23 protein-coding genes and 3 pseudogenes are annotated in these 26316 nt (G+C 61.0%); 11 read left to right on the top strand and 15 right to left on the bottom strand.

Going from position 1 to position 26316, the window contains the following annotated elements; genetic code table 11:
• Nucleotides 1-7 precede the first annotated feature (7 nt).
• Nucleotides 8-940 (bottom strand): AraC family transcriptional regulator, encoded by a 933-nt coding sequence (locus I6F37_RS19110; protein ID WP_109142906.1) that lies wholly within the window; start codon nt 938-940, stop codon nt 8-10.
• A 490-nt stretch (nt 941-1430) separates the two neighbouring features.
• On the opposite strand from I6F37_RS19110, the gene I6F37_RS19105 reads away from it, so the two are divergent.
• The 10 genes and pseudogenes from I6F37_RS19105 to I6F37_RS19060 all read left to right on the top strand — a co-directional run bounded on the left by I6F37_RS19105 (nt 1431) and on the right by I6F37_RS19060 (nt 12429).
• Entirely contained in the window at nt 1431-2276 is an 846-nt protein-coding gene (locus I6F37_RS19105; RefSeq protein WP_225114641.1) for an AraC family transcriptional regulator, read from the top strand.
• A 355-nt stretch (nt 2277-2631) separates the two neighbouring features.
• Nucleotides 2632-2721: pseudogene (locus tag I6F37_RS19100) on the top strand (helix-turn-helix transcriptional regulator); the annotation flags it as partial.
• 712 nt (nt 2722-3433) lie between these two features.
• Nucleotides 3434-4651, top strand: a complete 1218-nt coding sequence (locus I6F37_RS19095) for an NAD(P)/FAD-dependent oxidoreductase (protein ID WP_225152299.1) — start codon at nt 3434-3436, stop codon at nt 4649-4651.
• A gap of 96 nt (nt 4652-4747) precedes the next feature.
• Entirely contained in the window at nt 4748-5677 is a 930-nt protein-coding gene (locus I6F37_RS19090; RefSeq protein WP_225152297.1) for an MBL fold metallo-hydrolase, read from the top strand.
• A 317-nt stretch (nt 5678-5994) separates the two neighbouring features.
• Nucleotides 5995-6640 (top strand): annotated as a pseudogene (locus tag I6F37_RS19085) (NAD(P)-dependent oxidoreductase).
• A gap of 101 nt (nt 6641-6741) precedes the next feature.
• Nucleotides 6742-7773: an HlyD family secretion protein gene (locus I6F37_RS19080; protein WP_225152519.1), complete on the top strand. Its 1032-nt coding sequence runs from the start codon at nt 6742-6744 to the stop codon at nt 7771-7773.
• Nucleotides 7770-9347, top strand: a pseudogene (locus I6F37_RS19075) (DHA2 family efflux MFS transporter permease subunit); the annotation flags it as partial. The gene I6F37_RS19080 and the pseudogene I6F37_RS19075, both read left to right, overlap by 4 nt.
• Nucleotides 9348-9377: 30 nt before the next feature.
• The gene (locus I6F37_RS45560; RefSeq protein ID WP_225152517.1) at nt 9378-10034 is read left to right on the top strand and encodes a TetR/AcrR family transcriptional regulator C-terminal domain-containing protein; all 657 of its coding nucleotides are present in this window, start codon (nt 9378-9380) and stop codon (nt 10032-10034) included.
• Nucleotides 10031-11044: a TetR/AcrR family transcriptional regulator C-terminal domain-containing protein gene (locus I6F37_RS19065; RefSeq protein WP_083235141.1), complete on the top strand. Its 1014-nt coding sequence runs from the start codon at nt 10031-10033 to the stop codon at nt 11042-11044. The genes I6F37_RS45560 and I6F37_RS19065 overlap by 4 nt, the downstream gene beginning before the upstream one ends.
• A 635-nt stretch (nt 11045-11679) precedes the next feature.
• Nucleotides 11680-12429 carry a hypothetical protein gene (locus tag I6F37_RS19060; RefSeq protein ID WP_225152295.1) on the top strand — a complete coding sequence of 250 codons (750 nt, stop codon included), beginning with the start codon at nt 11680-11682 and terminating at the stop codon, nt 12427-12429.
• A 37-nt stretch (nt 12430-12466) separates the two neighbouring features.
• Here I6F37_RS19060 and I6F37_RS19055 read toward each other — a convergent pair whose 3' ends face one another.
• The 3 genes from I6F37_RS19055 to I6F37_RS19045 form a co-directional block, all read right to left on the bottom strand.
• The gene (locus I6F37_RS19055; RefSeq protein WP_085969012.1) at nt 12467-13003 is read right to left on the bottom strand and encodes a tetratricopeptide repeat protein; all 537 of its coding nucleotides are present in this window, start codon (nt 13001-13003) and stop codon (nt 12467-12469) included.
• A gap of 82 nt (nt 13004-13085) precedes the next feature.
• Entirely contained in the window at nt 13086-13490 is a 405-nt protein-coding gene (locus I6F37_RS19050) for a hypothetical protein (RefSeq protein ID WP_036008116.1), read from the bottom strand.
• A 14-nt stretch (nt 13491-13504) separates the two neighbouring features.
• Nucleotides 13505-15160: a type II and III secretion system protein family protein gene (locus I6F37_RS19045; RefSeq protein ID WP_225152293.1), complete on the bottom strand. Its 1656-nt coding sequence runs from the start codon at nt 15158-15160 to the stop codon at nt 13505-13507.
• Nucleotides 15161-15259: 99 nt separating this feature from the next.
• Between I6F37_RS19045 and I6F37_RS19040 the strand changes: the two genes are divergently transcribed.
• Entirely contained in the window at nt 15260-15649 is a 390-nt protein-coding gene (locus I6F37_RS19040) for a hypothetical protein (RefSeq protein ID WP_225152291.1), read from the top strand.
• On the opposite strand, the gene I6F37_RS19035 is transcribed toward I6F37_RS19040, so the two are convergent.
• The 11 genes from I6F37_RS19035 to I6F37_RS18985 form a co-directional block, all read right to left on the bottom strand.
• Entirely contained in the window at nt 15612-16028 is a 417-nt protein-coding gene (locus tag I6F37_RS19035) for a TadE family protein (RefSeq protein WP_225152289.1), read from the bottom strand. The genes I6F37_RS19040 and I6F37_RS19035 overlap by 38 nt on opposite strands.
• Nucleotides 16028-17401 (bottom strand): pilus assembly protein TadG-related protein, encoded by a 1374-nt coding sequence (locus I6F37_RS19030; RefSeq protein WP_225114732.1) that lies wholly within the window; start codon nt 17399-17401, stop codon nt 16028-16030. The genes I6F37_RS19035 and I6F37_RS19030 overlap by 1 nt, the downstream gene beginning before the upstream one ends.
• An 8-nt stretch (nt 17402-17409) precedes the next feature.
• Nucleotides 17410-17904 carry a hypothetical protein gene (locus I6F37_RS19025; protein ID WP_225114733.1) on the bottom strand — a complete coding sequence of 165 codons (495 nt, stop codon included), beginning with the start codon at nt 17902-17904 and terminating at the stop codon, nt 17410-17412.
• Between the two features lie 30 nt (nt 17905-17934).
• Complete coding sequence (locus tag I6F37_RS19020) at nt 17935-18537, bottom strand: isoprenylcysteine carboxylmethyltransferase family protein (protein ID WP_225143698.1); 603 nt, start codon at nt 18535-18537, stop codon at nt 17935-17937.
• 47 nt (nt 18538-18584) lie between these two features.
• Nucleotides 18585-19493 carry a type II secretion system F family protein gene (locus I6F37_RS19015; RefSeq protein ID WP_036008129.1) on the bottom strand — a complete coding sequence of 303 codons (909 nt, stop codon included), beginning with the start codon at nt 19491-19493 and terminating at the stop codon, nt 18585-18587.
• Nucleotides 19490-20422 (bottom strand): type II secretion system F family protein, encoded by a 933-nt coding sequence (locus tag I6F37_RS19010; protein WP_192893117.1) that lies wholly within the window; start codon nt 20420-20422, stop codon nt 19490-19492. The genes I6F37_RS19015 and I6F37_RS19010 overlap by 4 nt, the downstream gene beginning before the upstream one ends.
• On the bottom strand, nt 20419-21801 hold the full coding sequence (locus I6F37_RS19005; RefSeq protein WP_036008135.1) for a CpaF family protein: 1383 nt from the start codon (nt 21799-21801) through the stop codon (nt 20419-20421). The genes I6F37_RS19010 and I6F37_RS19005 overlap by 4 nt, the downstream gene beginning before the upstream one ends.
• The gene (locus I6F37_RS19000) at nt 21798-23000 is read right to left on the bottom strand and encodes an AAA family ATPase (protein WP_128263234.1); all 1203 of its coding nucleotides are present in this window, start codon (nt 22998-23000) and stop codon (nt 21798-21800) included. The genes I6F37_RS19005 and I6F37_RS19000 overlap by 4 nt, the downstream gene beginning before the upstream one ends.
• Nucleotides 23000-23968 carry a Flp pilus assembly protein CpaB gene (cpaB, locus tag I6F37_RS18995; RefSeq protein ID WP_225125379.1) on the bottom strand — a complete coding sequence of 323 codons (969 nt, stop codon included), beginning with the start codon at nt 23966-23968 and terminating at the stop codon, nt 23000-23002. Before cpaB ends, I6F37_RS19000 begins: the two co-directional genes overlap by 1 nt.
• 1 nt (nt 23969) lies before the next feature.
• Nucleotides 23970-24476 (bottom strand): prepilin peptidase, encoded by a 507-nt coding sequence (locus I6F37_RS18990; RefSeq protein WP_225125377.1) that lies wholly within the window; start codon nt 24474-24476, stop codon nt 23970-23972.
• 104 nt (nt 24477-24580) lie between these two features.
• Nucleotides 24581-24790, bottom strand: a complete 210-nt coding sequence (locus I6F37_RS18985) for a hypothetical protein (RefSeq protein WP_036008144.1) — start codon at nt 24788-24790, stop codon at nt 24581-24583.
• Nucleotides 24791-26316: the final 1526 nt, after the last annotated feature.

Genomic DNA, 26316 nt, shown 5'->3' with positions numbered 1-26316 from the left:
GCTCCGATCACTTCTCGCTTTCCGGTGCACCCTGCGCCTCGCGGCGCCACGTTCCCGGGCTGACGCCGACCACAGACGAAAACACCCTCGTGAAGTGGCTTTGATTGGCGAACCCGGCCGATATTGCGATTTCCGACAGCGACAGGTCGCGAACCGTCATCAGTTGCTTGGCCGCCTTCACACGCTGGCGCAGCAGCCACTGGTGCGGCGGCAGGCCGGTGGAGATGCGAAACGCGCGCGAAAAGTGGCTGATCGAAAGATCGAACTCGGCCGCGATTTCCTGCAACGAAAGCTTTCCGCCGAGATCGGATTCCAGCCTTTCGCAGACGCGCTTGACCTGCCACGGCGCAAGACCGCCGCGATTCGGTTCAGTGCAGGGACGTAGCCCGCCGTAGGCCTGGGCGACGTGTGCGGTGAGCGCGAGCATCATGTGATCGATGAAAAGCTGGTTCGTCTCGTCTGGCCGACGCAGCGCTTGTTGCAATGACGCGCCGATATGACGGACGACCGTGTCGTCATGGCCTACGCCGAGTTCACAGGCAAGCTGACCGACGCGCGGCATGCGGGGCTGCTCAGTGAGAGCGTCGAGCGCCGAGCGCGGCAAGTAGAAAAACAGGGAGTGGAACGGCTTGTCGATCACGTAGCGCGGATCGCGCTTGAGATCGTACAGATAGGTCGCTCCCGCGGGAACATCCGCTTTCATCACGCACTTGCCATTTTCCCAGAGTTCGCAGTCGGGATAATCGTGAAGTTTGAGGCTGACGACGAAAGCATCCTCCGCGGTAAAGGAACCGGAAAGACCCGGCACTGGATTGTCATCCCGGGTTTCGGTGACCGCGAGCTCCACCCCGCGCAGCGAACTCGTTATCAGCGAGGGCGGCGCATCCTTCAGGTGCAAAAACCGCCCGAGCTTCCGGCCGAAGGCGCTCGCCTGGGTCATAGGATAACTCTCTCAGCGAAGTTGGACTGACAAGCGCCCGCACGTGATTTCGTGAACCATTATCTGACGCTAGCACGGTCGTCCAGTTTCGTCGTGGCAGTTTCGTGACACAAAGCTCGATGTCTGCTCGAGAACGTCAGCGATTTTGTCCATTCGCTGCCGCTTACGACGGCTCCCGGCGTCGATTGCCTATTTCGACAGCAGTTAACCGCCACCGTCCGCCGCGCTGATTGCGACTTCAATCGCGGCGCGGGCGCCTAGCATCAGCTTACAGCAAGATCAGGCAAAGCATGGGAGTTTTGAGAAAGACGCTGGGCCTCTACCCGCTTAGAACGCGCGCCGAACGCTCAACGATGCTCCTCGAAGCTAGGACAGGTTCATGAGCCAGCCAATCTTGCGCGATCATTCACATCAACAAAATCAGCCAGACGCTTCCGGCGCGCAGCAGCGTTATTTGCAGGTTGCCGACCGCCGTCCTGCCGATGTTGAGATGGCACGCGTGCTTCACACCAAACCACTCAGCATGGCTTTGGACCCCTCTGGGAGCGCGATCGCTCACTGGAAACATGAGCCATTGCACGACGTCGTCGAGCCTATGAGCCATCACGTCATCATGGCTTACAACGGCTCGATGCAGCGCATGGAGCGTCGGACAGGCAGATCGGTTGCGATCGGAACGTTTCGGCCCGGTGTATTGATAATCATTCCGGAAGGATCAAGCTCACGATGGGATATTCCGAAACCTGTTGATGTCGTTCAGCTCTATCTTCCTCACGCAGTGCTCAAGCGCGTCGCTGACGAAGCCAACACCGCCACACCGATCGACCTCGTGGAGCGAACGGCGCATCACGACCCCATTACGTCCCGATTGATCTTGAGCGCGACGGATGTCCTGGAGAGCAATGAGGCGCTGGATACGCTGTTCAGGCACCAATTAATTGACCTTCTGGCCACGCGTCTTCTGGCTGCGCACACCGGCTCGCCAACGACGATCCAGCCAACAATGGGCGGGCTTTCGCCGAAGGTCCTGCTCCGTGCCACCGACCGCTTGCGCTCGGACAGCGATTCGGACGTCTCGCTCGCGGCGCTGGCTTCGGACGCCGGTCTATCGCGCTTTCATTTCTGCCGTGCCTTCAAGGAAAGCACCGGGCTTTCGCCTCATGCCTGGCTGCGCCAGTACCGGCTCGAGCAGGCCATGAGCATGCTGCGCGATAGCGATGAATCCGTCGTCTCGATCGCGGCGGCCCTCGGCTACTCCTCCCAGACCGCCTTCGCCGCGGCATTCAAGAAACTGACCGGCGAAACGCCAAGCGACTGGAGACGTCACAAGCGTTGACGGCATTCGTTCTACCGTAACAAGCTTTTCCCCACAGCGGGAAATGTCCACGACGCAGTCGCACTTATGGCCGACCACGTCCATGGCTCTCCCCCACGGCATCACTGCGGTTCTAGCGGTGAGTGGGATATCGGCGGTGTTTGGAGCGGCGCGTTCTCGCACGATGACACTCATCGACCGGGCTCAACCTCGCGATGGGTATTCCCGGGTTCTTGAAACATGATGCTGTAATCCGCAGACAACAGTCGAGCGCGTTGTCCGGCACGGCATCCCCTGCGATCTCTTGGACCGCGACCCAGCCGGTCATTGACGAGTTGTCGCCGATGGCAATGCCGCCGCACCGGCGAACACTTGCGCGGACATCGATACCGATGTCTCACTCGCGAGGCGGGCCTCGAGCTTCCACTTCTGCCGAGCCTTCAAGGAAAGCACCGGGATCTCTCCGCCCGTTCGGCTGCGCCACAGTACCGCTCGATCGCCATGAACATGCTGCAAGTCGCCGACGCATGGTTTTTTGTCGCTGGCGGCGGAGCTCGGCTACGCGGTCCTCGTACGCCCCGCCGTGGCGTTCAGCGATTGGCTGGGCGAAAGCCCTAGCGCAACGCCGCGTGCGTTAGCAGCAATCGCTCTGCAGGTACAGCAATCGCTCTGGCGCAGTCGCATCTTCGGTCCGCTAGATCATGAGGGTGCCCCACGCCCCAGCAGACGGAGACAACATGCTCAGGAAGAACTTGGTCGACCGGCTTGCAATCACTTCACGCCGAAAAGGGTTCGTGACCGCACTCGTGTACGGACTTTCATTGGGAGTTCGCTTCACTTCAGCAGCGGGGGAGGAGGTGGAAATTCCAGCGCAGGCCGTGCAACGGACCAGTCCCGTGATTTCCATCATGTCCAAAGTAGGCGCCCAGCTCCCCTACCAGAACTGGGGCCCGAGCCCAGCTTTGCCCGTGACCCTTAACCGTGGCTGGGCATCCCCTTTCGGAGGCTGCCGCGCGGCTTGTGAAAACCCCATGCCGATGTCTTCGGAACCGAACTGCCTACCATAGGTCCGCCGGTCTTCTGTCCGCCTGTTCGCGTCGACGTCGATCGGAGGATGCTTGCCGCCAAAGAGAAGCGGCGGTGCACTACCGAGAGAATCAAACCAAGGAGTAGATCACATGCGACTTGTTATCATAGGAGCCGGCTTCGCTGGCATGTACGCCGCACTTTCCGCAGCCCGCCTGCGCGATATCCAGGGCGTTTCGCCCGAGGAGCTCGAGATCGCGCTGGTCGCGCCAGAGCCAACGCTGGTGGTCCGGCCGCGGCTGTACGAACCGAAGCCCGAGACCCTGACGGCGCCTCTGCTGGATGTGCTCAAGGCCGTCGATGTTACTTACGTGCAAGGCAGCGCCGAAACCATCGATGCCAAATCCCGCACGGTGGGCATCGTCGCCACCAAGGGTGCGAAGAAGACCCTTTCCTACGACCGGCTGGTGGTGGCGACCGGCAGCCGGCTATTCCGTCCGAACATTCCGGGCCTTAGCGAGCACGGATTTAGCGTCGACTCGCTCGATGATGCAGTCGCCCTCGACAAGCATTTGCGCGGCCTGGCGAAACGGCCGGCGGCGAACGGGCGTGACACGGTTGTCGTTGCCGGCGGCGGTTTCACCGGCATCGAGGCGGCCACCGAGATGCCCTCGCGACTCCGCGGAATCCTCGGCAAGGACGCCAAGACGCGCGTCATCATCGTCGACCGCAACAAGGCGATCGCGCCTGATATGGGCGAAGGCCCCCGTCCTGTCATCGAAGAGGCCCTGCGCAAGCTCGGCGTGGAAACCCGGCTTGGCGCCGGCATTGCATCGCTGGACGAATCCGGCGTCACGCTTTCCGACGGCGAGCACATCGAGGCCGAGACCGTGATCTGGGCGGCAGGTATTCGCGCGGCACCGTTGACCCAGCAGATCCCGGCCGAGCGCGACAATTTCGGCCGCCTACTGGTCGACCGGGATTTGCGCGTGCCATCAGTGCCAGGTGTCTTCGCTACCGGTGACGCCGCCAGGGCCGCAAGCGACGATATCGGCAATTACGCGCTGATGTCGTGTCAGCACGCCACGCGAATGGGCGCTTTTGCCGGCAACAACGCTGCCGCCGAACTGCTGGGCGTTCCGACCAAGCCCTATCACCAGAAGGGCTATGTCACCTGCCTCGACCTCGGCGAAGCCGGTGCCCTGTTCACCGTTGGCTGGGAACGCAAAGTGGCGATGGTCGGCGAGGTCGCCAAGAAGACCAAGCAGGAGATCAACACCGTCTGGATCTATCCGCCGCAGCCCGAGCGTGCCGCCGCGCTGGCGGCTGCCGATCCGGAGCGTGTGACTGACGTGAGTGGCTTCTTCTAGAAGCTTCACGCGAAATGGGCCGCGCTTCTCGCTGGCTGCGCGGCCAGCTCAACCGAGACCAGCCAGTAGCCTTGAACATGAAACAGGAGATCGAACATGGACGTCGACACGAGCCTTGCCAACACCTCACACCGCAGTGGACCGGGGTCCAACGAATTGGTTCCGTCGCGCTACGCGGTGCAGGTCGGCGACATTGACGTGCTGGTCGTCAGCGACGGCGTGCTACCGCTCCCAACCGCAATGTTGGCACACAACATCGACCCGGCCGTCCGGGCGACCTGGCTGAAAGACATGTTCCTGCCGCCCGACGCTTACGATTGGGCGCTGAATGTGGTCGTGGTGCGTAGCGGCGACCGGACCATACTCGTCGATGCTGGGCTTGGGCTCGACCCGGACTTGCACTTGCCGCGCGCCGGGCAATTGATCAAGCGACTGGAGGCCGCCGGCATCGATCTTGCGTCCGTGACCGACGTGGTGCTGACCCACATGCACATGGACCACATTGGTGGGCTGCTCGTCGAAGGGGTCAAGGAACAGCTACGTCCGGACCTGCGAATCCACGTGGCGGCCGCCGAGATCAAGTTCTGGGAGGCGCCCGATTTCTCCCACGTCGCCATGCCGCCGGGTTTCCCGGACGCGCTTCGATCGACCGCCAAGCGGTTCGTGAAAGAGTACCGCAGCCAGCTACGGCCGTTCGAGGAGGAGTACGAGGTGGCACCGGGAGTGATCGTCACTCGCACCGGCGGTCACACCCCCGGGCACAGCGTGGTCCGCGTGGCGTCCGGCGGCGACCGGCTGACGTTCGCCGGCGACCTCGTGTTCGCGGTCGGGTTCGAGCACCCCGACTGGTACAACGGCTTCGAACACGATCCCGAGGAGTCGGCCCGCGTTCGTATCAGTCTGTTGCGGGAACTGGCTGAGACCGGTGGACTGCTGGTGGCCACTCACCTGCCGTTCCCGTCCGTCGGACATGTGGCAGTCGACGGCGACGCCTTTCGCTGGGTGCCGGTCTTCTGGGACTACTGATCGTACAGTTCGATCGAGAGACGCCTCGTAAGCGCTTCATTCGATACGGGCCGCGCTACCAGCGCCGGAGCGCGGCCCGCTCACTCAAAATCCTTTTGGAGCTCGACCTCGATGAAACGCGAGACCGTGCGTGCTTCGCAGCTCAACGGCTGCGCCTTCTGCATGAACATGCATGTCGAGGAAGTCCCACACCACAGTGAGTGCCCGCTCCCGATGATGACCCGGGCGCAACCTGAGTGTCCGCGCAAAGATGCTGCTGGCTTCACGGACCCTCCGCACGGCGATCGCGCCTCGCAGCCGCGCGATGGGAGAGTGTGATGAACGTCGTTGTCTTTGGTTCAACGGGGTCGACAGGACGGCTCGTCGTTGAGTCCGCCTTGTCCGCGGGTCACGTCGTCACTGCCTTTGTCCGTGACCCAAAGCGCATGCCCTTGACGCATCCGAATCTCAGGATCGTCAAGGGCGATGCAATGGATGCAGCCTCGGTGGCATCTGCGGTCCAAGGTGCGGATGCGGTGATCTGCACGTTGGGGATGGTACCTCAGGCGAAGGAGGATCTGGGTCGACGCCAGCCCGGTGTCCCGGTTTGCTCGGTGGGAACCAAGAACATTCTGGCCGCCATGCCTCCAGGCCAGGGCCGACTCATCGTTGAGAGCTCGGTGAGTGTCGGTGAGAGCTACCACACCGGGAGTTTTGGCGCAGGCTTCATGGTCAAGCTCGCACTGAAGGAGGTGATGGCAGACAAGGAGGCGCAGGAGGCAGCTGTCCGGGAGTGACTGCGATTGGACGATCGTTCGACCGGCGACGCTGACATTCAAGCGTGCTCGCGGAAACCTGAAGGCCGGGACCGATCTGCGCTGGAACATCACCTCAACAGCCACCCGCGCGGACGTGGCCGAGTATTTGGTCAAGATCCTCGATGACCCCGCGACATACAAGAAGGCCATAACGGTGCGCAACTAGGTTTGGCGACGAATTGCGGTGAACCGCGATCTCCGCCGATGGCGGCCGGAACGCGAGTGAATGGGCAGAGCTGTCAGCGACAACAACCGTTGCAGGAGGGTATTGTGGTGCATGCTAACGAGAAGGCGGTCGGCTTGGTGCTGTGCCTCGGCGCTGTCGTGCTTGTGGCTGGTGGCTGGGCGTATGCCCATTCGAACGAGACATTCACCGATAACGCCTATATTCGCGGCGAAATGACCTCGCTCGCGCCGAAGGCTGCAGGCTACGTCACGGCCGTGGAGGTTCAGGATAACCAGACCGTTCGTGCAGGCGACGTCCTGTTCCGGATCGACGATCGCGACTACCGCGCACGTCTGGCGCAAGCCGAGGCCAATGTCGAAGCCGCCCAAGCCCGCCTCACCAATGTCGATGCGGAGATCCAACTCCAGCATGCCCTGATACGGCAGGCCGAAGCTCAAAGACTTGCGAGCGTGGCCGAGATGAATCTGGCGCGCAAGGCCTCCGATCGCCGCCGCGAACTGATCCGCACCAACGCGATCAGCCAGGCGCAGGTCGATGAAAGCGATGCGGCGTTATCGAGAACCGAGGCGGGCGTGTCGGCGGCGGCGGCAACGGTGGAGGCCCAGCGGGCACGCATCGCCGTCCTTGCCAGCCAGCGCGAAGCTGCACTTGCTGCAGTGGCGCAAGCGCACGCCGCACGCGACCTCGCCCAGATCGATCTGGACCACACCGTGGTGCATGCGCCGGTCGACGGCGTCGTCGGCAACCGCCAGGTTCGCGTCGGCCGGCTTGTCGCGCCGGGCACCTCCTTGCTCGACATCGTTCCGGTCAAGGACGTGTGGGTGGTGGCGAACTTCAAGGAAAGCCAGATCGAACATATCCGGCCCGGTCAGCGCGCCCGCATCAAGGTGGACGGCTATCCGAACCAGACAATTGAAGGTGTGGTGGACAGCTTTGCGCCCGGCAGCGGTTCTGCGTTCACCCTGCTCCCCACTGACAATGCGACGGGGAACTTCATTCGTGTCGTTCAACGGGTGCCTGTGAAAATCCGCTTCGACAGAAATCCATTGCCCGGCCGCGTCGTGCCTGGCCTGTCGGCGCGTGTCCAAATAGATCGAGGAAGCGGCACATGACCGCGATCGCCGACGCCACGCCAGGCTACGACAGGCGCGCGGCAGGAAGCATTCTTGTCGCAGGCATCGTGCTCGCCACTCTGACGGAGGCGACCGCAAGCACCGTCCTGTCGCTCGGACGCAACGACATCATTGGCGACACCCATGCGACTCCCGACGAGTTCGCCTGGCTGGACATCGGATACACCGCAACAAAGCTAGTCGGGTTCATGGCCGCCTCCTGGCTCATGACACGCACCAGTCCGCGCCGCCTGATCATCGGTTCGACGCTGGTCATGGGCACTACCTGCGGCATCGCCGCCATCACGTATCGGTTAGATCTGCTGGTCGCACTCCGCATCATACAGGGCTTCTCCGGCGGCACCTTGCTTGTCGCGGGACAGTCGATCATTTTTCTCGCCTATCCGCGATCCTACCAGCCGATCCTTCAAGCTCTGTTTGCGATGGGGTCCGTGGTGGCTCCTGCGACCATCGCTCCGGCGCTCCAGGGATGGTTGATCGACAGCCAGTCGTGGGCATGGATTTTCTTCGGCGTTGTTCCGGTAGCCCTCGCCGCTATCGGACTTCTGCTGATCGCAGACGGTCCCAGGCCCGTTGCGGCTGCGCGCCTTCCGTTCGACTGGGTCGGCTTCTTGCTGATCTCAGTCACATTCTTCTGCTTCACCTATGTTCTCAACCAAGGCAGCCGATGGCGCTGGTTAGAGGAGCCTCGCATCGTGTGGCTGACCGTGATCGGCGCAGCCGCTTTGCTGGCATTTCTCGGCCAACAAGCGATGGCCAAAAGCCAAGGCCTGTTCGATTTCACCCTGTTCCGGTCGAACGATTTTTCCTTCGCCTTCATCGTCAGTTTCGTCGCCGGTGCCGCCTTGTTCGGCAGCGCGTATCTGATCCCATCGTTTGCCGTGTCCGTTCTCGCGTTCACGCCTACCGATGCCGGCCAGCTCCTGCTGCCGAGTGGCGCGTTTTTCGTCGGCGCGCTCCTCGTGGCCGCCTTCCTCATGCAGGTCCGCGGCGCCCCGCCGATCGTCACCGTGCCGTTCGGCATCCTGATGATCATGGCCGCGATGGGGATGCTGTCCGGCTCGACCAGCGAAAGTGGCGCCGACGACATGATGGCCGCCATCCTGCTTCGCGGCTTTGGACTTGGCTTCCTCTTCCTGTCGATCACCCTTATCGCTTTCAGCGACCTCAACAACCACAATCGAGCGTCCGGCATCGGTCTTTTCAACGCCGGGCGCCAGCTCGGTGGCCTCATGGGGGTAGCCGGGCTCCAGACCATGATCGACCACAATGTCACCACCAATGCCACGGTGCTTGGCGCGAGTGTCACCGCAGGCCTTCCCGCGGTCAGCGAGCGGCTGGGAACGACGAGTGCCATGCTCGCAGCACGAGGAATGGACAGCGTGGCCGCCGGCCGGACTGCGATGGGTCTGTTGGGTCGAGCCCTCACCGGTCAATCCACGGTGATCGCTTTCGACACCGCGTTCGCTGCCATCGCTCTTCTTTTCGTCATCGCTGCGCCGGTTCTGGTCACCATCAAGATCGCGTTTGCCCTGCACGCGAAGAAGCGCGCGGCGCAGTTAGCCCGAACCGAGGAGCCGTACATGACATACCCCGCGTCGAAACCCTCCCGCCAAGCCAATGCCGTGTCGAGGCCAGACCCTCGCGCCGAGATCGTGCTGGCGGTCAGCGAGGCTCTCGCCAATCCGAGCGGCGCGCCCGCTGACCTCGACAATATCTTGGATCGAAGCGGATACTCGACGGAAGACATTCTATCGGCATTCGAGAGCGTCGACGATCTCATTGTCGCGATCGCCGAACACAAAGCCTTCCTCATATCGCAGCCATTGGTGAGGAGAGCGCGCCCCGGCACCGTAGATGATGCACGCGAAACACTCATCGCGTTCGGACGCGTCGCCTGGAAGGAATACTCGACCACCCTGGTCGGCTTCGTTCGGATGATGATGACCGAGGGTGCACGCAATCCTGCGCTGAAGAAGCGGGTGCACGAGGCGGGACAAGCGATTGTCACACTCAAGCTACGGGAGTTTCTGTCCGCAGCAGATGAGCGGGGGATCCTGTCGATATCGGACGCTCAGCTATACGCCGAGCAACTGCTGGGACTATTGAGAGAACCGCTCTACCAGGCGCTGATGCTGACTCCGGCAATGAGCCTCGAAGCCCCAGCCGCCGACCGCGTCAGAGCCAGTATCGAAAGCTTCATTCATGGATGTGGGAGCACGAGGAGCAGGAAGCGATGAGCGCAGCCAATGATATTGGCCGGTCAAGATGGTCTGGCCCGAGCGAGAGCCCTTCAAGACTGAAGGTCGTCGGCGACGTCCCGGCGGACCTGGCGAACAGCATCGACGATAATGGGTCCCTGGTGACAGTCGACCCCGCCGACTGGATCGTCTGTTTCGTGCCCGGCCTTCGCCGGCAATGGTGGCATCGCTTCGTCCATCACAGGCATAAGCATGTCTTTGCCATGCGGCCCACGAGCACGGGGAGTTGGCTGCTCGTTGAGCCGTGGTGGACGCGCATGATGGTGACGATCCTGCCACCGGCCGATGCCGTCAGATTTCTTCGGTGGGGTGCGACGGGCGATATCCTGCGGGTCCGCGAAGCGGTCCCGGGCAAGGCGAGCCAGCTTCGCGGTTGGTCGAACTGCGCGGTTCTCTCGGCGTTCTTGCTCGGCCGACCGAGCTGGACATGGACACCGCACGGTCTCTACCGGCAGCTACTGCGCGAAAGGTCAACGCGGCGCGAGAACGTGCAGCAACTTCTCGTCGACCAGTTCACCAAAGTCGTCAGCCATTACTCGTCCAACGCGCTGAGTGTCAGTGCCGACCAGCTTTCCTTGCCACTCAGGGAACTACTCATCATCATTGGGCGCAATCTCCTCGAAACGATGATGACGCCGTCGTTGCTGGAGGTCTGTTATACAGCCATACTTGAAGCGGACCGCTACCCCGATGCGACACGGGCCTACGCGCAACATGGACCTACGCCAGCCATCGCGGTCCTTACGAAAATTCTGGCAAAAGCGAAGCAGGCCGGAGAAATCGATCTAGCACATTGCGAAGCCGGCGCCCGCCAGTTTCTTGGGATGCTCCATGGAAACGTCCATCTGGAGGCCGTGCTTCAGCTCGGCGACGTACCAACGCTTTCCGACATCGATTTGCGCGCTCGCACCGCGGTGAAAGTCTTTCTCGACGGCGCCGAGCCTGACGAGAGGACAGGAATCGTTGCGCGAGCGGCATTGACGGCATGACTGGTGCCACTCGCAGCGACAATCCTGCTGTGAGGTGGGGTTGCCATGGCCAGGATGCGCCGGTCTCTCTACATACTCGCAGCGCGGCGCAGCTGCCCCCATGCGTCGCCGACGACAAGAAACGAAGTGGGAAGATGCCGGCTATGTCGGCCGGCTCTAATCCAGACAGAACGTTGAAAGCGGTTCTGTCGGGCGGCCTTCGAGTCGGCTTCGCCTCCGCCTCGGCGGGTAAAGTAGATCACAATGCCGAGAGTGGCCCCGCCGATTGGTCGCCAAAATCACCGTTTGAAAAACCGTTTCAGTTCGGTCGTCTCAAACGGTTCGCGAGGGCAAGTCCTTGAAGAACTTGGTGGGCGCACCGGGGCTCGAACCTGGGACCCGCTGATTAAGAGTCAGCCTTGGGTTGAGAACGATCAATGACTTGCTGGTCGCACGACCGGGCTTATCCGACTGAAAGTGGGCGTTCGTCGCACGATCAAAGTGCTGCATTTCACCGGCTAACATCCGCGCGGTCGGAGCATCCGCGGGGTAGACCCTGGTTGGCGCCGTGTCTCTTGCAAGCTACCGTTGGAGCGGCTCACGCGGCGGATTGGAGCCTTTTCCGTTCCGATTGATCGAATGGGCTCGATAAGCAGATGGATCCGTTCCACCCTGCCGCGCATCTGACGACGGCGGATCGCGTCGCCGACAATCTTGGGCTTGAGCAAGTCGACACGTCGTCGTCCGTTGAACCGGCCCGAGAGAAAGCCGCCTCGTCACCCGCGCATTTTGGGTCGGGCCGGGCGGGGACCGGTGTAACGGGCTCTACCAATTGGATCGACCGAGCACGTCGCATCTGGCGGCGCCATCTCCAGCGCGATCAACTCCCCCGAACGACCGGGGGGTCGACGGGAAACTTCGAGCGCTGGTTGATCGCACTGCTGAGCGTCGGCTTCGTCGTGAGTTGCGTTTGCGCGATCATTGTCTTCATGCAGGTCAACGCGCGCAAATTGGAGATCGCAACACTGCAACGTGATATCATCGCACTCAAGCTACGCGTAGCCAGGCTCGATCAGATCGCAAGCACGAACGAGATGCGCGAAAAGGCAAGCCGTGGAATACCCAAACCGCCGTCGGAGATCCAAGGCGACCAGGCTCCGCTCATCCTGTCACGTGAAGAGATTCAGCTTGTCCGAGACTATATCAAGCCTGCACCAGTTGCTGGCCCCGCGACTGAGACGACAAAGGTCGGCGATCCCGTCGTGGGAGAAACCGTTCCCTTTTCCTCTCCGATCACGGACAAGGTGCGGAAGCTGCTCGGCGCGAGATTTACCGTTCGCAATGGCGTTGTTGTCATCGTCCGCAGCGGCAGCCGTCACGCTGATGCTGTAATTGGGCCCAATTGACGAGAACTGGCCGCGATCGCAGTAGTCGATCGCCCTCTTAAGGCTGGTTGTTCGGTGGTCTTTCAATGAACCGCCGGCTGCCATTGAGAAGCTCGAGGTTATTGGCGATAACCGGGTTGCCTGGATCGAGCGAATAGGCCTTCTCGAACTTTCGGCGCGCCGCACTCAGATTGCCGCGCAGCATGTACGAATATCCCTGGTCGTTCAGGACCTGCACGGTTTCGCCGCCCAGCCGGATCGCTTGGGCATAGGCCTGATCGGCGAGATCAAAGCGACGTATCCGATCATAGCTCGCCGCGAGTCCAACCCAGGCCGTCACGTCCTTCGGCGATTTCTCGACCGCATCCCTGAAATAGCGATTGGCTAACCCGTAGCTGCCGCGGTTGAAATGCTCCAAGCCCAGCCGTACCGGCTCGTCCGAGGGATAATATTTGACGTCCGTCGGCTCCTGCACGGGGTCCCCCCCAGGCGGCTCGACGGGAGCGACGACGGCAGCCTGCCTCAGCGTATGATCACACCCCGCAAGGCCGATCCCCAACCAGCAACAGGTCAGCATGAAGATGATACGTCGCATAACCCCTTGGTCCCCCGCACGTCGCAGCAACTTCACTGCGCCGTTCGCAAACAACATCGCCAAAACCACGCACTAAAAATCGTTACCTGCCGCCTACGCCTACTCCACCAACCGGCACTGATACTCCAGCAGTCGATCCAGCCCCCAATCCTTCTATGTTGACGTTCTGGGTTGGGGCAGTCCGCACGCCCATTTGTTTCGTCGCATCGCCGATGTCGGGAAGCTGATCCACCGGCTGTTTCGTGTTGCCATAGCGAGTCACGGCGGCGCCCACGCGCCGGGCGTCGTACGTGATCCTGCGATCACCGACGTTTCGCGGCCATGGATGGATTGTGTGGGTGACCGCGTTGACCTCCTTGGCATTGCCGGCACTCATCGTGATGGTGTCTGAACGCTGGAAATAGCGGTCCACCTCGTCATGACCGGCCACCCCGTAACATCCCCCGAGCAGCAGCGGTGCGAACAGAGCCAGATACCTGATGGTCATCTCCCGCTTCCTTCTCAGTTGAGCGTTTTTACGACCGGCTGGTTCGCAACGGCCGGTGCCGGAATGGTCGCAGTGACCTCGGGAGCGATGATGTGACCATAGGGTCCTTTAACGTCGCCTCCGGAGTTGACGTAGTCATTGTAACGCTTGCGCACTTCCATCTGGCCATTGAGAAAGAAATCGACGTCGTTGGCCGGAAGGCGGGAGTCGAGCGGTGACGCCAATTGCTGACCGGGCGCGGCCGGTGCGACCAGGCGCGGCGTCACGATGATGACGAGATCGGTTTCCTCCTGCTGGTACGACTTGCTGCTGAACAAGGCTCCAAGCACGGGCACCGAACCGATCCAGGGCAATTGCGAAACGTCCTGACGGTTGCGGGTTTGCAGCAAGCCGGCGATCGCAAAGCTCTGGCCGTCCCGCAGCTCCACCGTGGTCCGTGCATCGCGGCGGGTCAACGCCGGAACTGTCGTCCCCTGAATCGTCACTGCATTGGCGAAATCAAGCTCGCTGACCGACGGCTCCACCCGAAGGTTGATGACCCCCCGCGAGAGCACGGTCGGGACAAAGGCCAGTTCGACACCGAACTTCTTGTAGTCGATGGTGATGGTCGGAAAGCCGGCTGCGGTCGTGTTCGGAATCGGCACTGGAAACTCACCACCGGCCAGGAAGCGCGCTGCATCTCCGGAAAGCGTGGTCAAGTTCGGCTCGGCCAACCTGCGAGCCAATCCTTTGGTTTCCAGCGCAGAGATCAACAAGTCCACCGAACCGCCATTGCTGGTTCGGACGATGCTGGTCAACAAGCTTCCGAACGGGATCGGAGCTATGCCGCCCGCTGTGCCAAGAAGCGTACCAGCTGTTCCGAGTAACGGCAGGCTGCCGGTTGGGGGGGCACCGACTTGGCCGCCGCCAACGCCCAGGGGGCTATTGGCGGTGTTGATACCACCAATCGGTCGCCGGCCCGCCGTAGTGCTCAAATTGCCACGTCCCGTATTCGCGACGTTGGTCCCGTTGGCATTCGCTGCGTACAGGTTCACACCGAGGTCGCGGCCGGCATCCCGGGTGACCTCGAGAAAACGCACCTCCAGCATCACCTGCTGCGGCGCCGCGACACTCATCGCGTTGACGACAGTGCCCCCCTTCGCGACTGTGCTGGTGGCGATCGCCATGGCCCGCTCGGCCGTAACCGCATCGGCGGCCGTTCCGCTGAGCACCACCTGGCCCTCGGAAGCCGAGACGCGGATCCCGTGCCCGCCAGTGCTGCTGCGGATATTCTGCTGGAGATTGCCGGTATCGATCACGACCTCGACGTCGAGGATGCCGATCTGCTTCATCGAGGAGTCGAGCAGGATGACGTTGGTGGTGCCGGTCTGCTTGCCCTGGACGTAGATCAGGTGATCGCTGAGCGACTTCACGTCCACAATGTCGGGCGAGCCGGCCACGATAGTTGCGAAAGCCGTATCGACCTTGAAGGTGCGTGACTTGTTGACCACCACCTTGACCCGCTGGACGTCGTTCATTTCGCTGACGAAGACGCCGCCGCCGGAGGAGCCCCGCCGGTCTGCCGCTGTCGCGGGGTCAGCGGACGCAAAGGAGGCGAGCGCCGCGCCAAGACCCATCACGCTGAAGGCGAGAAGCCTCCTTATCTTACCCGAAATGCGACCGCCACCCATTCGAGTCCCCCCAACTGCGATCCGCGGCTCCCCCGCAAATCTACGTGCTCGATATCCCCAATAGTTCCCCTCTGCGCACCACGCCGCAGAGCTTACAAGATGTCCGACTACAATTCGTTACTTCGCGTTTCCAAGATCATCGTCCTTGATGCTGCCTGCGTGCAAGAAGAGACGCTTACCGCACAGCCTCAAGTGGCAAAGAAAACTTTCCAATGTTGCGGGCGCGCATCATTTCTCTCTGCAGCTCCGTTCAGAACTGCTGCAGCACGACCACGTTTGCGCGATTCCGTCGTGGCTCACGATCGAACGGCGTCGGCTCGTCGTCTCCAAACGGCACTTGGCCAGGCTCAGATTGCTTTGGCGCAGTTCGATTCCGAGGGGTTTGTCCAGCTCGAGCGCCGATCCGAGGCGATGTCGGCCAAGATGGGTAAGGCACGTTGCCATATTTTGCCTAGAAGGGAATTTGCGTTGACGCGCTCGGCGCGTTGAGTGCTATGCCCCATATCGGCATCAGCATCGTGAAGCCGGCTTGAGAAGCGGTCACGGTCAAATTGCTGCCGCTGGATGTCACGCTCAGCGTCGGCGTGAGACCGCCGCGATACAGGAACGGCGCGGCAGTCTGCTTAGCGGTCGTGGACATGGGATCGCCCGCGCAGCTTGACGGCGACTGAGGCGGGCTTTGAAGCAAGGCAGGCGTGTAGCAGTTGATCATGACCGCTCGGGCCCCCGCGCTCGCGAGCGTCCGCAAGGACTGCATCGTGATCGCATAGCGTCCGAGATCGAAGATGGCGAAGATCAACATGAAAAGGGACACAAAGGCGAGGATGAACTCGAACGATGCGATGCCCCGCTGATCGAGCTTTCTCATCACTGCACCAAGCGGACAACTTGGGTGTAAGGGACGGTGACCGGATTACATCCATCCGTGCTCAGGAAGCCGCCACCGCCCATGGTGAGAGTTTTGGCGATCACTTGTGAACAGGTCGTATTGGTACTTTGCGTCGCTCCGTTCCAGGTCACGTCGACGTGCGGGAAATACATCGCACCACCCAGCTTAACCGAACCACCGTTGATGGTGACCTGATTACTGCTCTTGCTCGGTGCTTGATCATCAATCAGAACGCCGTTCAGATCAGAAGAGAAAGTGTTGGTGTAAGGCGCGGACAGATTAACTACAGCGCCGCCAGAGATGGAAATGCTGGAATCCCCGAGTAATACAAGAGTGACGCCTAAACCTGTGCCAGCCGGTGGCCAGGGTGTGCAGGCACTGCAAGTGATGGTTCCGCCATTGAATCTTATCGTGCCATTGTAGAAAAAGTACGTGCCCGGACTAAAATCTACCGCGTTCCCGGTCGTGCACGTTAGGTTGCGGTACAGGTTAGTGCTGCTCGGCGGGGTATTAGGCGTCAACGTACCACTGCATGCCAAATCGTTTGGCTTCCCGCTCGAGGTCAAGCTATTGAACGATTGGCTGTCCAATTTGCTAAGTGGATTGTTGGCATACGGCATGAAATAGTTGTACGTGACGCCGGGATTGGCGCAGGTGCTGGCTGGACTACAGCCGGTTACACCCAAGACGGCCCATCCCGAACCGGTGAAAGAGGCAGTGCTGGCAAACTGAACACTGGCATCCGACATTATCGGGCAACCCGTGCCGTTGTTGCTGACGTTACCGGCAATCTTAAGCGCCCCTCCGCCGCCGTTCGGATCAGGTCCGAGCGCCAAGGCGCACACCTTGCTCGGCAGTTCGACCAGAGCGATGGCTTGAGCGGGGATGTTGACGGTCGTCAGACCCAGCACTGCCGACAAGTAGGCCGGCTGCTGCTGGCTGACCATGGCGCGAACGGCGTTACCGCCGCCTCCTGCGGGCGGCGTTGTGAACGCACCCGCACTGTAGCTGCCGATATCGATCTGCACGGCCCGCGAGATTCCTGCTGGAAGGCTTGTCGCACAGTTGGTGCCCGGATAGGCCGTGTCACCGGAGTTGCAGAACCCGTTCTGCGCCGCGAATTCCTTTGCTTGATAATCCACTGATGTATCGCAGAGCACACCAGCATTGTCGCATGCAAGTCGCAGGGCGCCCGAGTAGGCCGCTGCATCGGCGGCATTCTGCGCGTGCTGCCTGGTGACGTACCACGATCCCGCCTCGGCCCCGAGTGCGACCACGCCGATGAGCGGAATCAGCACGATGACTGTTGCGAATGCGGCCGAGCCTCGTCTGGAACGGAGCAGACTGCGCATGAGAACACCTACTGGAAACGTTCGGAGTAAGGCAGCGTGTACGTGCAACTGCTGGGGCACAGCACCGACGTCAACACAATCGGGGCCAAAGTGACGGTCGTCGAAAATGTAAAGTACTTGGGAGTCAAACCAAGGTTGCCGGAGTTGCAGGCTGTGCTTCCGCACATGACCTGGATGTTGCCGATGGTATGCCCGGCGACCGTTGTCTGGAGCGTCGACACCCAGGTCCCCGGGTTCGCCGGGTCGGGCGGACTCTTGTATTGAATGTATTGTCCGAATGAGCGCAAGGCCGACCACGCAGAGATAAACCGGAAGCCCGCGGCAGCGACGTCGGCAAGCGGCATCAGCAGGAACGACACCATGAAAATGTAAACGATGACTGTCTCAAACGCGACGGCGCCGCGCTGATCGGCGACGAAGGACCCTTTACGATACGCGCGCCTGCCTCCACGGGGACTTGCCACGTGCGATCGCGTCACCCGAGCCGCAGCGATCTGAACCATGTCCACCACAATCCGGCCACGCATAGCCGCTCACCAAACGTAAGGAATCACTCGCCAACGTGATGCTTCGTAACTCGAATACTCGGGGCAATTGCGCCGAAGCAGGTCTTCTTCGTAAAGGATTCGGCAGACCTGAATGCCGATATGCAGGACCAGTACCATCACCGTGACCGGTGTCAGGTATTGCAGCACGACGCCCAGCACCACGATTTCTTCGGCGACATAGAGCGGGTGCTTGATCCATCGATAGGGTCCGGTCTGGACCACCGAGCGCGCCTGCGGCACCAGGCTGAACGACCGCCCCAGATGTCGGATCGTGACGAGCATCATGATCGTGCCGACCAGCACGCAAGCCGTCGATGCCAGGTTGGGCAGCGTGTCGTCGGTTTTGCCGAGGAAGCTGATCGACCACGGCAGATAGCTGCCGACGAAGGCAGCTATTCTTGGAAGCAGGCCGTCGGCATGCGCCTTTGCCGGTGAGCGCGTCATGATCAACAGTGCCAGGAGCATGTAGAAGATGCCGAGGCAAAAGCTCGACAAGAGCGAGGGCCACGGATCGTGCAGCGACGCCCCAATCCTGACGGCGACGCAAAGAGCCAGCAACAAGAACCACAAGCTGCCAAGCAGCCGCATGATCCGGTCGTAAGATCCGCTCTTGGAGAGGGCAATTGTGCTCATGGCTACTTTCCGAAGCTGGCGAACGAACGCACGAGGTGAAGAACGGGACTTCCCCCCATGATGACGAACATGGCTGGGAGCAGGAACAGCACCATCGGAATGGTCAGCTTGGCGCCCAACTTGTGCGCCCTTTCTTCCAGCTTGGTGATGCGTTCCCGCCGCAGGTCGAGCGCGATACTGCGCAGCGCCTGGCCCAACGGCGTTCCGTACTGCAAGCTCTGGCTGATCATCGTGCCGAACCGGCGAAGACCATCCGAAGTGACCGCCAAATTCTCGAATGCTTCGACGCGGCTTGGCAGTATCCGGAGATCATCAAGGAGTCGGTGCAGCACCCAGGCCATGGCAGGATTGGTCGACTTCATTTCTTCGGCGACACGCCCCAGCCCGCTTTCCAGGCCCATTCCCGCCTCGCTGCACACGATCAGCAAATCGATCATATCCGGCGTGCCCAGCCGAATGGCAGCATCAAAGCGCCGCTTCATCACCGACAGAGCCAATCGCGGACCCAAGATTCCGATCACCACACCCATCAGCGTGAAGACCAGCACGTCGGCAGGTCTCCTTCCCGAAAGTTGCGCCAGAAGCAGCGCAATGACCGGCAGCGCGAACATGCTGACGATCTTGATGCCGATCCAGATCGGCAAGGTTCTATGATGATTGAATCCAGATGAGTGGAGGACCGTTCGTAGCTCCTCCAGATTCTCCTCGGCGTAGAAGCGCCGATAGCGCATGCCAAGCCACGAGAACCAACCGGTCAGGTCTTTGAAGGGGGCTGAACGGTAAGGGATACCCATCACGGCGTTTGAGACCCGCGTGTCCAATGCACGGACGTGTAGTTCGCGGATGATCAACATGAAGGCCGCCGTTCCAGCTACGACTGCGAGGGCCGCCAGCCCGAGACCAAAAGTCATAGTTCTGTTTCCCGCCTGACCATCCAACTTATCACCAGATGCCCGATGAGCACCGAGACTACCGCGTAAGCCAGAAGCTTGTTTCCGGTCGGGTCAGTGAACAGCAGATCGACGTTCTGCGGATTGGCCGCGTATAGCAATGCTCCGGCAATCAGGGGCGAGATCGTGAGTGCTCGCGAGGAAAAGATCACTTCTCCCGCCAGCGCCTTGGCGCGAGCAGCGAGCGCAACACGCTGACTCACCGTGTCGCCCAGCGTCTGCAAGGTCTCGGCCAAGCTGCCGCCGGACTTCAATTGAACCGCAAGTGTCACCGCAAACATCGCATACTCTGCCACTTGCGTTCGCCGATAGACGCCTTCGACGGCTTCCTCCGGAGGTCTTCCCAGATTCATTTCGCTGCATACGATTGCAAATTGTCCAGACGTCGGTTGCGGCATTTCGCGCGCGATGGTGCGAAATGCTTCGTGCACAGGCAGACCCGATCGAACCGTACTCGTCACCAGCTGAATGGCGTCAGGCAGCTGCCGGAAAAGTTGACTGGCGAACCGACGTTGCTGCCAGCCAAACAGACCTCGCACGACTACCACGGCGGCAACCGCAGCCGCGACAGACACGTAGAAAACGGAAAATCCCAGCAGGCGATTAGCGTAGAAGATCGCTGCTACGGCGATAGCGGCAGCAAGCAGCACATACGCCGGATGCCAGGCGTGAACCATCTCGGGCCTGTAATTGGCCAAACGGTGGAGAAGCAGATATCGGGAGCCGGTCTCCGCCCGGCGTATGGATGGCAGGCTGGCCGGATGGGAGGCCGGTAGAGCGACCGCCAGCCGGCGGTCCATGCGTCGCTCCCGGCCGTCGAGCCATAACGAGCCGACGGCTGCGCACATCGCGAGCACCAGAACAGCGACGATCACGGCCTCAGGTATCATATCTGCCTCACTGCCTCGGCCCAGGCGCGATCGAGCCCGAAATAGACGAGACGGCTCTTGAATTTCGGGACTGCAAGGGTGGCCCGGTAAGTGCCCGAGATCCGCCCATTGTCGTCCTCCTCCTGGTATTCGAATGTTGCGATGTCATTGGTGGTGATCACATCCGATTCCAGCCCCATCACCTCGCTGATCTGGATAATGCGACGTTGCCCATCGCGCATGCGTTCGACTTGCACGATAAGATCCAGTGCAGCGACGATCTGAGTTCGAATGGCTCGCGACGGCAGATTCACCTGCCCCATCTGCACCATGTTCTCGATGCGGGTCAGGGCGTCGCGAGCACTATTGGCATGGACCGTGGAGATCGAACCATCATGGCCGGTGTTCATCGCCTGCAGCATGTCAAACGCTTCGGCGCCGCGCACCTCGCCCACGACGATCCGGTCAGGACGCATGCGCAGCGCATTCCACAACAGATCGCGCTGTGTCACCTGCCCCGTGCCTTCAAGGCTGGGAGGCCGGGTCTCCAGGCTGATCACGTGCGGCTGCTGGAGCTGCAACTCCGCCGCATCCTCGATGGTGACGACGCGTTCGCTGTGATCGATGAACTGGCTCATGGCGTTGAGCAGCGTCGTCTTGCCGGACCCGGTGCCGCCGGAGACCAGGACATTGAGCCGACACCGGGCGGCAATCTCCAGCAATTGTCCGACGGCTGCGGTCATCGAGCCGTTTTCGATCAGTGCGGCGATATCCAGGCGGCGGCTCGGAAACTTTCTAATCGAGATGCAGGGGCTGTGGATCGCCAGCGGCGGGAAGATGATGTTGACGCGGCTGCCGTCGGACAAGCGGCAATCCACCATCGGACTGGATTCGTCGATGCGCCGTCCAACTTGCGCGGCAATTTTCTGGGCCACCGATGCGATGTGATCATTGTCGCGGAAGCGCACCGCGATCCGCTCCAGCTTGCCGGCTCGTTCGACATAAACGTTGCTCGGCCCGTTGATCATGATGTCGTTGATCGATTGATCGAGCAGAAGCGGACGCAGCGGCCCATAGCCGGTCATGTCGTCGGCAATCTCGTCCGCCAGTTGAAGCTGCTCGCGACCCGACAGTTCGAGCCGTTCCTCATTGGCGATGCCGTGGATGATTTCCTCGATCTGGCGCCGAAGGACGTCACGCGAAACAGTTGCGGCCACCGATGGCTCAATCTGCTCGATGACGCGTTCGCGCAGTGAAGCTGGCATCACCGGCCGGTCAATCGAAGCCTCGTCGCGCCTTGAGGTTGATGCAGGCACGCTTGGCGTCGTTGCAGCCAAGCTCGGCGTCGATGCAGGCAAGCGAACCGGCGTTTCCTCGTCGCGCCTACCAAACTTTCTCATAGCCCCAGCAGCCTCCGCAACCGTCCCTTCTGCTCGGCGCCGAGCCCCGTGATCTCCCGTACGATCGGCGCGAGATGGCGTCGCAGTGCAGATACGTGCTTCAGCGCGGGAATTCCGAGATTGACCGCCTGGGTCATGCCCTTCCCGAGATCGGGTACGACCATGTCAGGCTCTGTCCCCAACGCCTTGACCACCGCGGCCCTGGGAAGGCCGCCCGGGCGATTGGCACGGTTCAGCAAGGTGAAGACCCGATCCCTGCCGGCAATGTTGGTGACGGCGGTCCGCAGTGCGTGGGCATTGCGAAGTCCGGTCACCTCCGCCTCCAGCAGCACCAGCACGTGCCGGGAAAGAGAGATCACCGGATGGATGGATGACGGAAACGGGACCGGGACATCGACAACGATGTAGTTGAATCGTTGGCGGAGCAGGCCAAGGACGTGCCTCACGCCCGCTTCGGTGATGTCGAGCTGAGCGTCCAGCTCCTCATCGGCGGAAATCAGGCTAACCCGCTCGTTGACTGCAATTGCGGCGCGCTCGAGGAACAACGTGTCCGCCCGCATCGGGTTCTCCAGGGCGATGCGCAGGCCTGGTCCGGGCTGAACACCCAGCATCACGGCTGTTTCGCCGCCTTGAAGATGAAGATCGAGCAGCGCGACCTTGGCCTTGGTGGTCTCCGCCAGTTGCAGCGCGAGATTGATGGCGATGCTCGTTGCGCCGGCACCGCCCTGCGCGCCGCAGATCGAGATCACATGCCCGCCTCGGTCGGTTGCCGCCGGCGCACGATCGCCCAGCAGCTTTGGGCGCAGCTGGTCCAGCACCATGTCCCGCGTGATCGGTCTCGGCAGGTACTCGGTCAAGCCGAGCTCCATAAGCGCGCGATAGAAGGTGATCTCCCTGCTTTCACCGATCAGAGCCACCCGGACATCGGGCGGACAGACGCCGGCCAGCCGCTCCAGTTCGGCAAATGGATCATCGATACCACTGATGTCCGTCACCAGGGCGAATAGTTCGGTGTCCGTTTCGAGCATCCGTATGGCATTGCGGATCGTGCCCCGCTTGATCGAAATATTGCTGCCTTCAAGGCCCTTGCGCAGAGCCGCGGCACTCAATTCGTCATTGACGAAGCAGACGATTCGATTGCGGGCGACAACAGACGTCGCTTCTTCAGGAGTGCTGAGGGCCGCTATGTTAACGCTCATCAACGTTTCTCCAGCAACTTGCCTGCCTGAACCACCATCGTCGCTCCGCGGCGGGACACTTCCGACCCGTCGCAGTTGATCGGAACGTCGCCGTCGGCAGATTCCTGTTTCCTGACGGAGTATTGTTTTATCTGACCACCGGAATGAACAACGACCGCTGCTGTCCGGCCGGCAATCGCATTTTGGCGGGCGATTTCCGGCGACACATCGCAGCTGGACATGGCGCCAGTGTCCGCCGTATCCCACTGCTCGACTGCGGCCCGCACCGCCAGGGAAAGCGTTCCGAGCTGCCTTGCGACCGTGATCTTCTTGACCTGGTCCGGGGCAAGCTCCAACGATACAGTCTGCGCTTGCTTGCCGGCCACCGAGCCGGCTACCGAGCTTACGGTTCGGCCACCCTGCATGATTTCCTGGTCAATCGCGATGACTCGAACGTTTCCTAGAACGGTCTCGCTCAGGGCCCGGCGCGCGGGATCTGCCTTCTCGAACACCTGGGTCAACAAGACATCAACATGATCACCCGGCCTGATCAGCCCCGACACGCCAGACTCCTCGTCCACCTTGATGCTGATCGCACGGCTATCCGGTGCCAGGACGCTGGCCAGGAAGCCACGATCCCGAGGTCGCAATACGTCCTGCAAGGTGATGGGACTGCCAGCGTCGACGAACTTGCGGACCAGAGAGCCGGGAAGTCCGGCCTTCGAGTCCGGTGTTTCCAGGATCGCCCCTGCGGGAAGGCGTTCAGGCGACACCGAGCGCACGGCGAAATCTTCTTCGCGGGCCAATGTACCTTTCGACAGCGGACGTGCCGCGACAAAATACCCGATAGTCGAAGGAGGCGCCGGCCCTTGCGCCGTAACCGTTACCGGAACCTGTTTCGGCAGGTTCATGTTGTAGGCGATCAGCCCGAATGCGGTGGTTGCGAGCAAGAGCACCAGGATGATCGAGAGGCGCAACGTGGATGACATGTCAAAATCCTCTGCTCGAGATGGTCCAGATGCCACCGCACGCTATGGCCACCCCGTAAGGCAGGGGCGCGTGTCGCACGTGGCGCCAGCGCTCGATCGCGTAGACGCGCCGTGCGAGCGACGAACCGACCGGCGCCAATTTCGGATATGGCAGGACGCGCATCACCAGATGCACCAGGGCAAGAATGCCCCCGGCCAGCGCGGTTACCGCCAGCAACTCAATCAAGCCTGTCGGCGGCAGGCCAATGGCCAAAGCTACCAGTAACTTGACGTCGCCTCCGCCAATCCCGCCACGCTGGTAGAGCGCGAGCAGCAGCAGGAACAGGAGCGTCGCGGCGATGAGGGATTCGGCAAATTGCATTGGGCTGGCAAGCTGACGGGCGATCCCGAGCAGCGCCAGCAAGAGACAGACGTCATTTCGGATCGTGCGGGTCGCGACGTCGAGCGTTGCGACATACAGCAACAACGAGATTTCCAGTATCGAGACGATGGAAGAAACCCAGCTCATGCATGCCTCAGGGTGGTGGGAAGGCACAGCAACAATAAGAATGGAGAGAAATAACATTCGGAGGGGGACACATTCCGATGCCCCCCTCTGGCCGGACGGCCGTATCAGACTGCCGCAGTAAAAGCGGTGGTGATCGCGGTGATCCCGCCTGTCAGCGCGGTTCCGATCGCACCGCCGGCCCCAACGCCGAACACAGCTGACACTGCGCCGATGATGCAAACCGCGACGATGATGTACTCGAATGACACCACGCCGTCCTGGTCCGTCCGCAGACGCTTCAACGCTTCCTTGGTCTCGATGAAATGATGCAACATAGAGGAATCCCTTCTTTCAAGATGGATTTTTCAGACACCTTGGCAACTTCAGCGGCTGCGGATTTATCTCCGGCCCCGCCAGCGACAAACTATTCATTAAATACCTATTAGCGTCAACATTTAATATATAATTCCGATTTTAAATCGACGCACTGCGAAGCGAGCCGTCACAACAATCTCAGAATCGACAAAAGCGCCGTAAATCAAATACGATAGCCGAACCAACAATCGGATCCTGGGCAGAGCGCTGGCTGGAGTCGGTAAGCAATCACCGGATTATTACGGATGAGCAGCGCTATAATAAGATTAATAGGTAATCATGTGAGGGCGACATAATCGACCGGATGCTGCGCCCCTGGCCCGCGCACATGGAGCAAATTCGCGACGTGCGAAGGCGCGACGCAGCACATCTGTCACGACGGGTGAGGTGATCCGTTCGGAAGATTCCGATCGCACTGATCGCTGCCTTGCAGCCGCATGATTCCCGTCAGTTGCACCGGTGTGCCGCAATCATAGAGGCTCCTGGACCCCACCTTGCGAGGCGGACCATCGCGGGATGGTGGTACGCTCTAGAGCGTAGCGCGCAGCCAGGACCCGTCATCATTGTTACGGGCTCGGTAGCCGGCGCATCTGCCCTGGGTGCGGAGAAAAGCAAAACAACCGATTATTTTATTAGTGTATATAATCATGATGACTCCATCACAAAATTAAAAAATATGTTGGGGAAAAGAAAACATGGGAGGTTGGAATGGAAGCTGCCCGCCGCTTTCGCGCAATGGCCTTGCTTTGCCGTCAGACTGCTGTACTCCAACCTGCGCGAAGCTGGAAATTGCTTGCAGAGGCAGAGTACTGGGAGCATCTGGCCGCCGCGGCCTTAGCTCATTGAGCTTCAGTCGGGCGTTCTTTGTCTTCCGTTTTCGTCGACTTCCTAGTTAAGTCCTTTTCTGAAGCATGTGATGAGTATGCGTCAAATTTCTTCTAGTGCTGTTCTGAGCGAACGGCACCAGGCGCTTCTGGAGGAGCTCAGAGAGGTGGAGAACCTTCGATGTAAGCTCCGACATCTAGAAACAAAACCAATCGGCAGAAGGCGGCGCACCAAAGCGAGCGGCAGAGCTAGAGCCGTTTAGAGACCCGCCGGATCCGAAGGATGACCCGGCTCACTCGCGCGGTCGATGCACGGATTGCCCGCGTTCCTCGCGTCCACCTCTACCTTGAAAGAGGACTGGGCGGCTTCATCTGCGCCTAGCGAGCCTCGGCGATGACGTCGCTACGACGCGTCGCCAACCAGCCAGGCCGGGATGCCTCATAACACTTGAACGAACTCGGCGGCGAGACCGGCCGCCCATTCAGGGTCGGGCGTTAGCTCCGACTTTCATTCGACGTTGCACTTCGGAACACCGCAACGAGCCGATCGCCTTCCCAAAGCTCAACGTCGTGCCCGTCATGCATTTGCTCGGCTCGGCGTCTCGCCGCCTGCTCGTCAATACAGTCGAGCTTTGCAGTGCAGATCACTTGCCGGCTGCCGT

The sequence above is a fragment of the Bradyrhizobium sp. NBAIM08 genome (genome assembly GCF_020193935.1).
GTDB classification, from domain to species: domain Bacteria; phylum Pseudomonadota; class Alphaproteobacteria; order Rhizobiales; family Xanthobacteraceae; genus Bradyrhizobium; species Bradyrhizobium yuanmingense.
The sequence above is the reverse complement of the archived record's forward strand: the minus strand, read 5'-3'. Positions and strand labels throughout refer to the sequence as shown.

Coding starts and splice junctions, on each gene's coding strand:
- I6F37_RS19110 (WP_109142906.1), bottom strand. CDS start 940: ATGACCCAGGCGAGCGCCTTCGGCCGGAAGCTCGGGCGGTTTTTGCAC.
- I6F37_RS19105 (WP_225114641.1), top strand. CDS start 1,431: ATGGCACGCGTGCTTCACACCAAACCACTCAGCATGGCTTTGGACCCC.
- I6F37_RS19095 (WP_225152299.1), top strand. CDS start 3,434: ATGCGACTTGTTATCATAGGAGCCGGCTTCGCTGGCATGTACGCCGCA.
- I6F37_RS19090 (WP_225152297.1), top strand. CDS start 4,748: ATGGACGTCGACACGAGCCTTGCCAACACCTCACACCGCAGTGGACCG.
- I6F37_RS45560 (WP_225152517.1), top strand. CDS start 9,378: ATGACATACCCCGCGTCGAAACCCTCCCGCCAAGCCAATGCCGTGTCG.
- I6F37_RS19065 (WP_083235141.1), top strand. CDS start 10,031: ATGAGCGCAGCCAATGATATTGGCCGGTCAAGATGGTCTGGCCCGAGC.
- I6F37_RS19060 (WP_225152295.1), top strand. CDS start 11,680: ATGGATCCGTTCCACCCTGCCGCGCATCTGACGACGGCGGATCGCGTC.
- I6F37_RS19055 (WP_085969012.1), bottom strand. CDS start 13,003: ATGCGACGTATCATCTTCATGCTGACCTGTTGCTGGTTGGGGATCGGC.
- I6F37_RS19050 (WP_036008116.1), bottom strand. CDS start 13,490: ATGACCATCAGGTATCTGGCTCTGTTCGCACCGCTGCTGCTCGGGGGA.
- I6F37_RS19045 (WP_225152293.1), bottom strand. CDS start 15,160: ATGGGTGGCGGTCGCATTTCGGGTAAGATAAGGAGGCTTCTCGCCTTC.
- I6F37_RS19040 (WP_225152291.1), top strand. CDS start 15,260: ATGTCCGACTACAATTCGTTACTTCGCGTTTCCAAGATCATCGTCCTT.
- I6F37_RS19035 (WP_225152289.1), bottom strand. CDS start 16,028: ATGAGAAAGCTCGATCAGCGGGGCATCGCATCGTTCGAGTTCATCCTC.
- I6F37_RS19030 (WP_225114732.1), bottom strand. CDS start 17,401: ATGCGCAGTCTGCTCCGTTCCAGACGAGGCTCGGCCGCATTCGCAACA.
- I6F37_RS19025 (WP_225114733.1), bottom strand. CDS start 17,904: ATGGTTCAGATCGCTGCGGCTCGGGTGACGCGATCGCACGTGGCAAGT.
- I6F37_RS19020 (WP_225143698.1), bottom strand. CDS start 18,537: ATGCGGCTGCTTGGCAGCTTGTGGTTCTTGTTGCTGGCTCTTTGCGTC.
- I6F37_RS19015 (WP_036008129.1), bottom strand. CDS start 19,493: ATGACTTTTGGTCTCGGGCTGGCGGCCCTCGCAGTCGTAGCTGGAACG.
- I6F37_RS19010 (WP_192893117.1), bottom strand. CDS start 20,422: ATGATACCTGAGGCCGTGATCGTCGCTGTTCTGGTGCTCGCGATGTGC.
- I6F37_RS19005 (WP_036008135.1), bottom strand. CDS start 21,801: ATGAGAAAGTTTGGTAGGCGCGACGAGGAAACGCCGGTTCGCTTGCCT.
- I6F37_RS19000 (WP_128263234.1), bottom strand. CDS start 23,000: ATGAGCGTTAACATAGCGGCCCTCAGCACTCCTGAAGAAGCGACGTCT.
- cpaB (WP_225125379.1), bottom strand. CDS start 23,968: ATGTCATCCACGTTGCGCCTCTCGATCATCCTGGTGCTCTTGCTCGCA.
- I6F37_RS18990 (WP_225125377.1), bottom strand. CDS start 24,476: ATGAGCTGGGTTTCTTCCATCGTCTCGATACTGGAAATCTCGTTGTTG.
- I6F37_RS18985 (WP_036008144.1), bottom strand. CDS start 24,790: ATGTTGCATCATTTCATCGAGACCAAGGAAGCGTTGAAGCGTCTGCGG.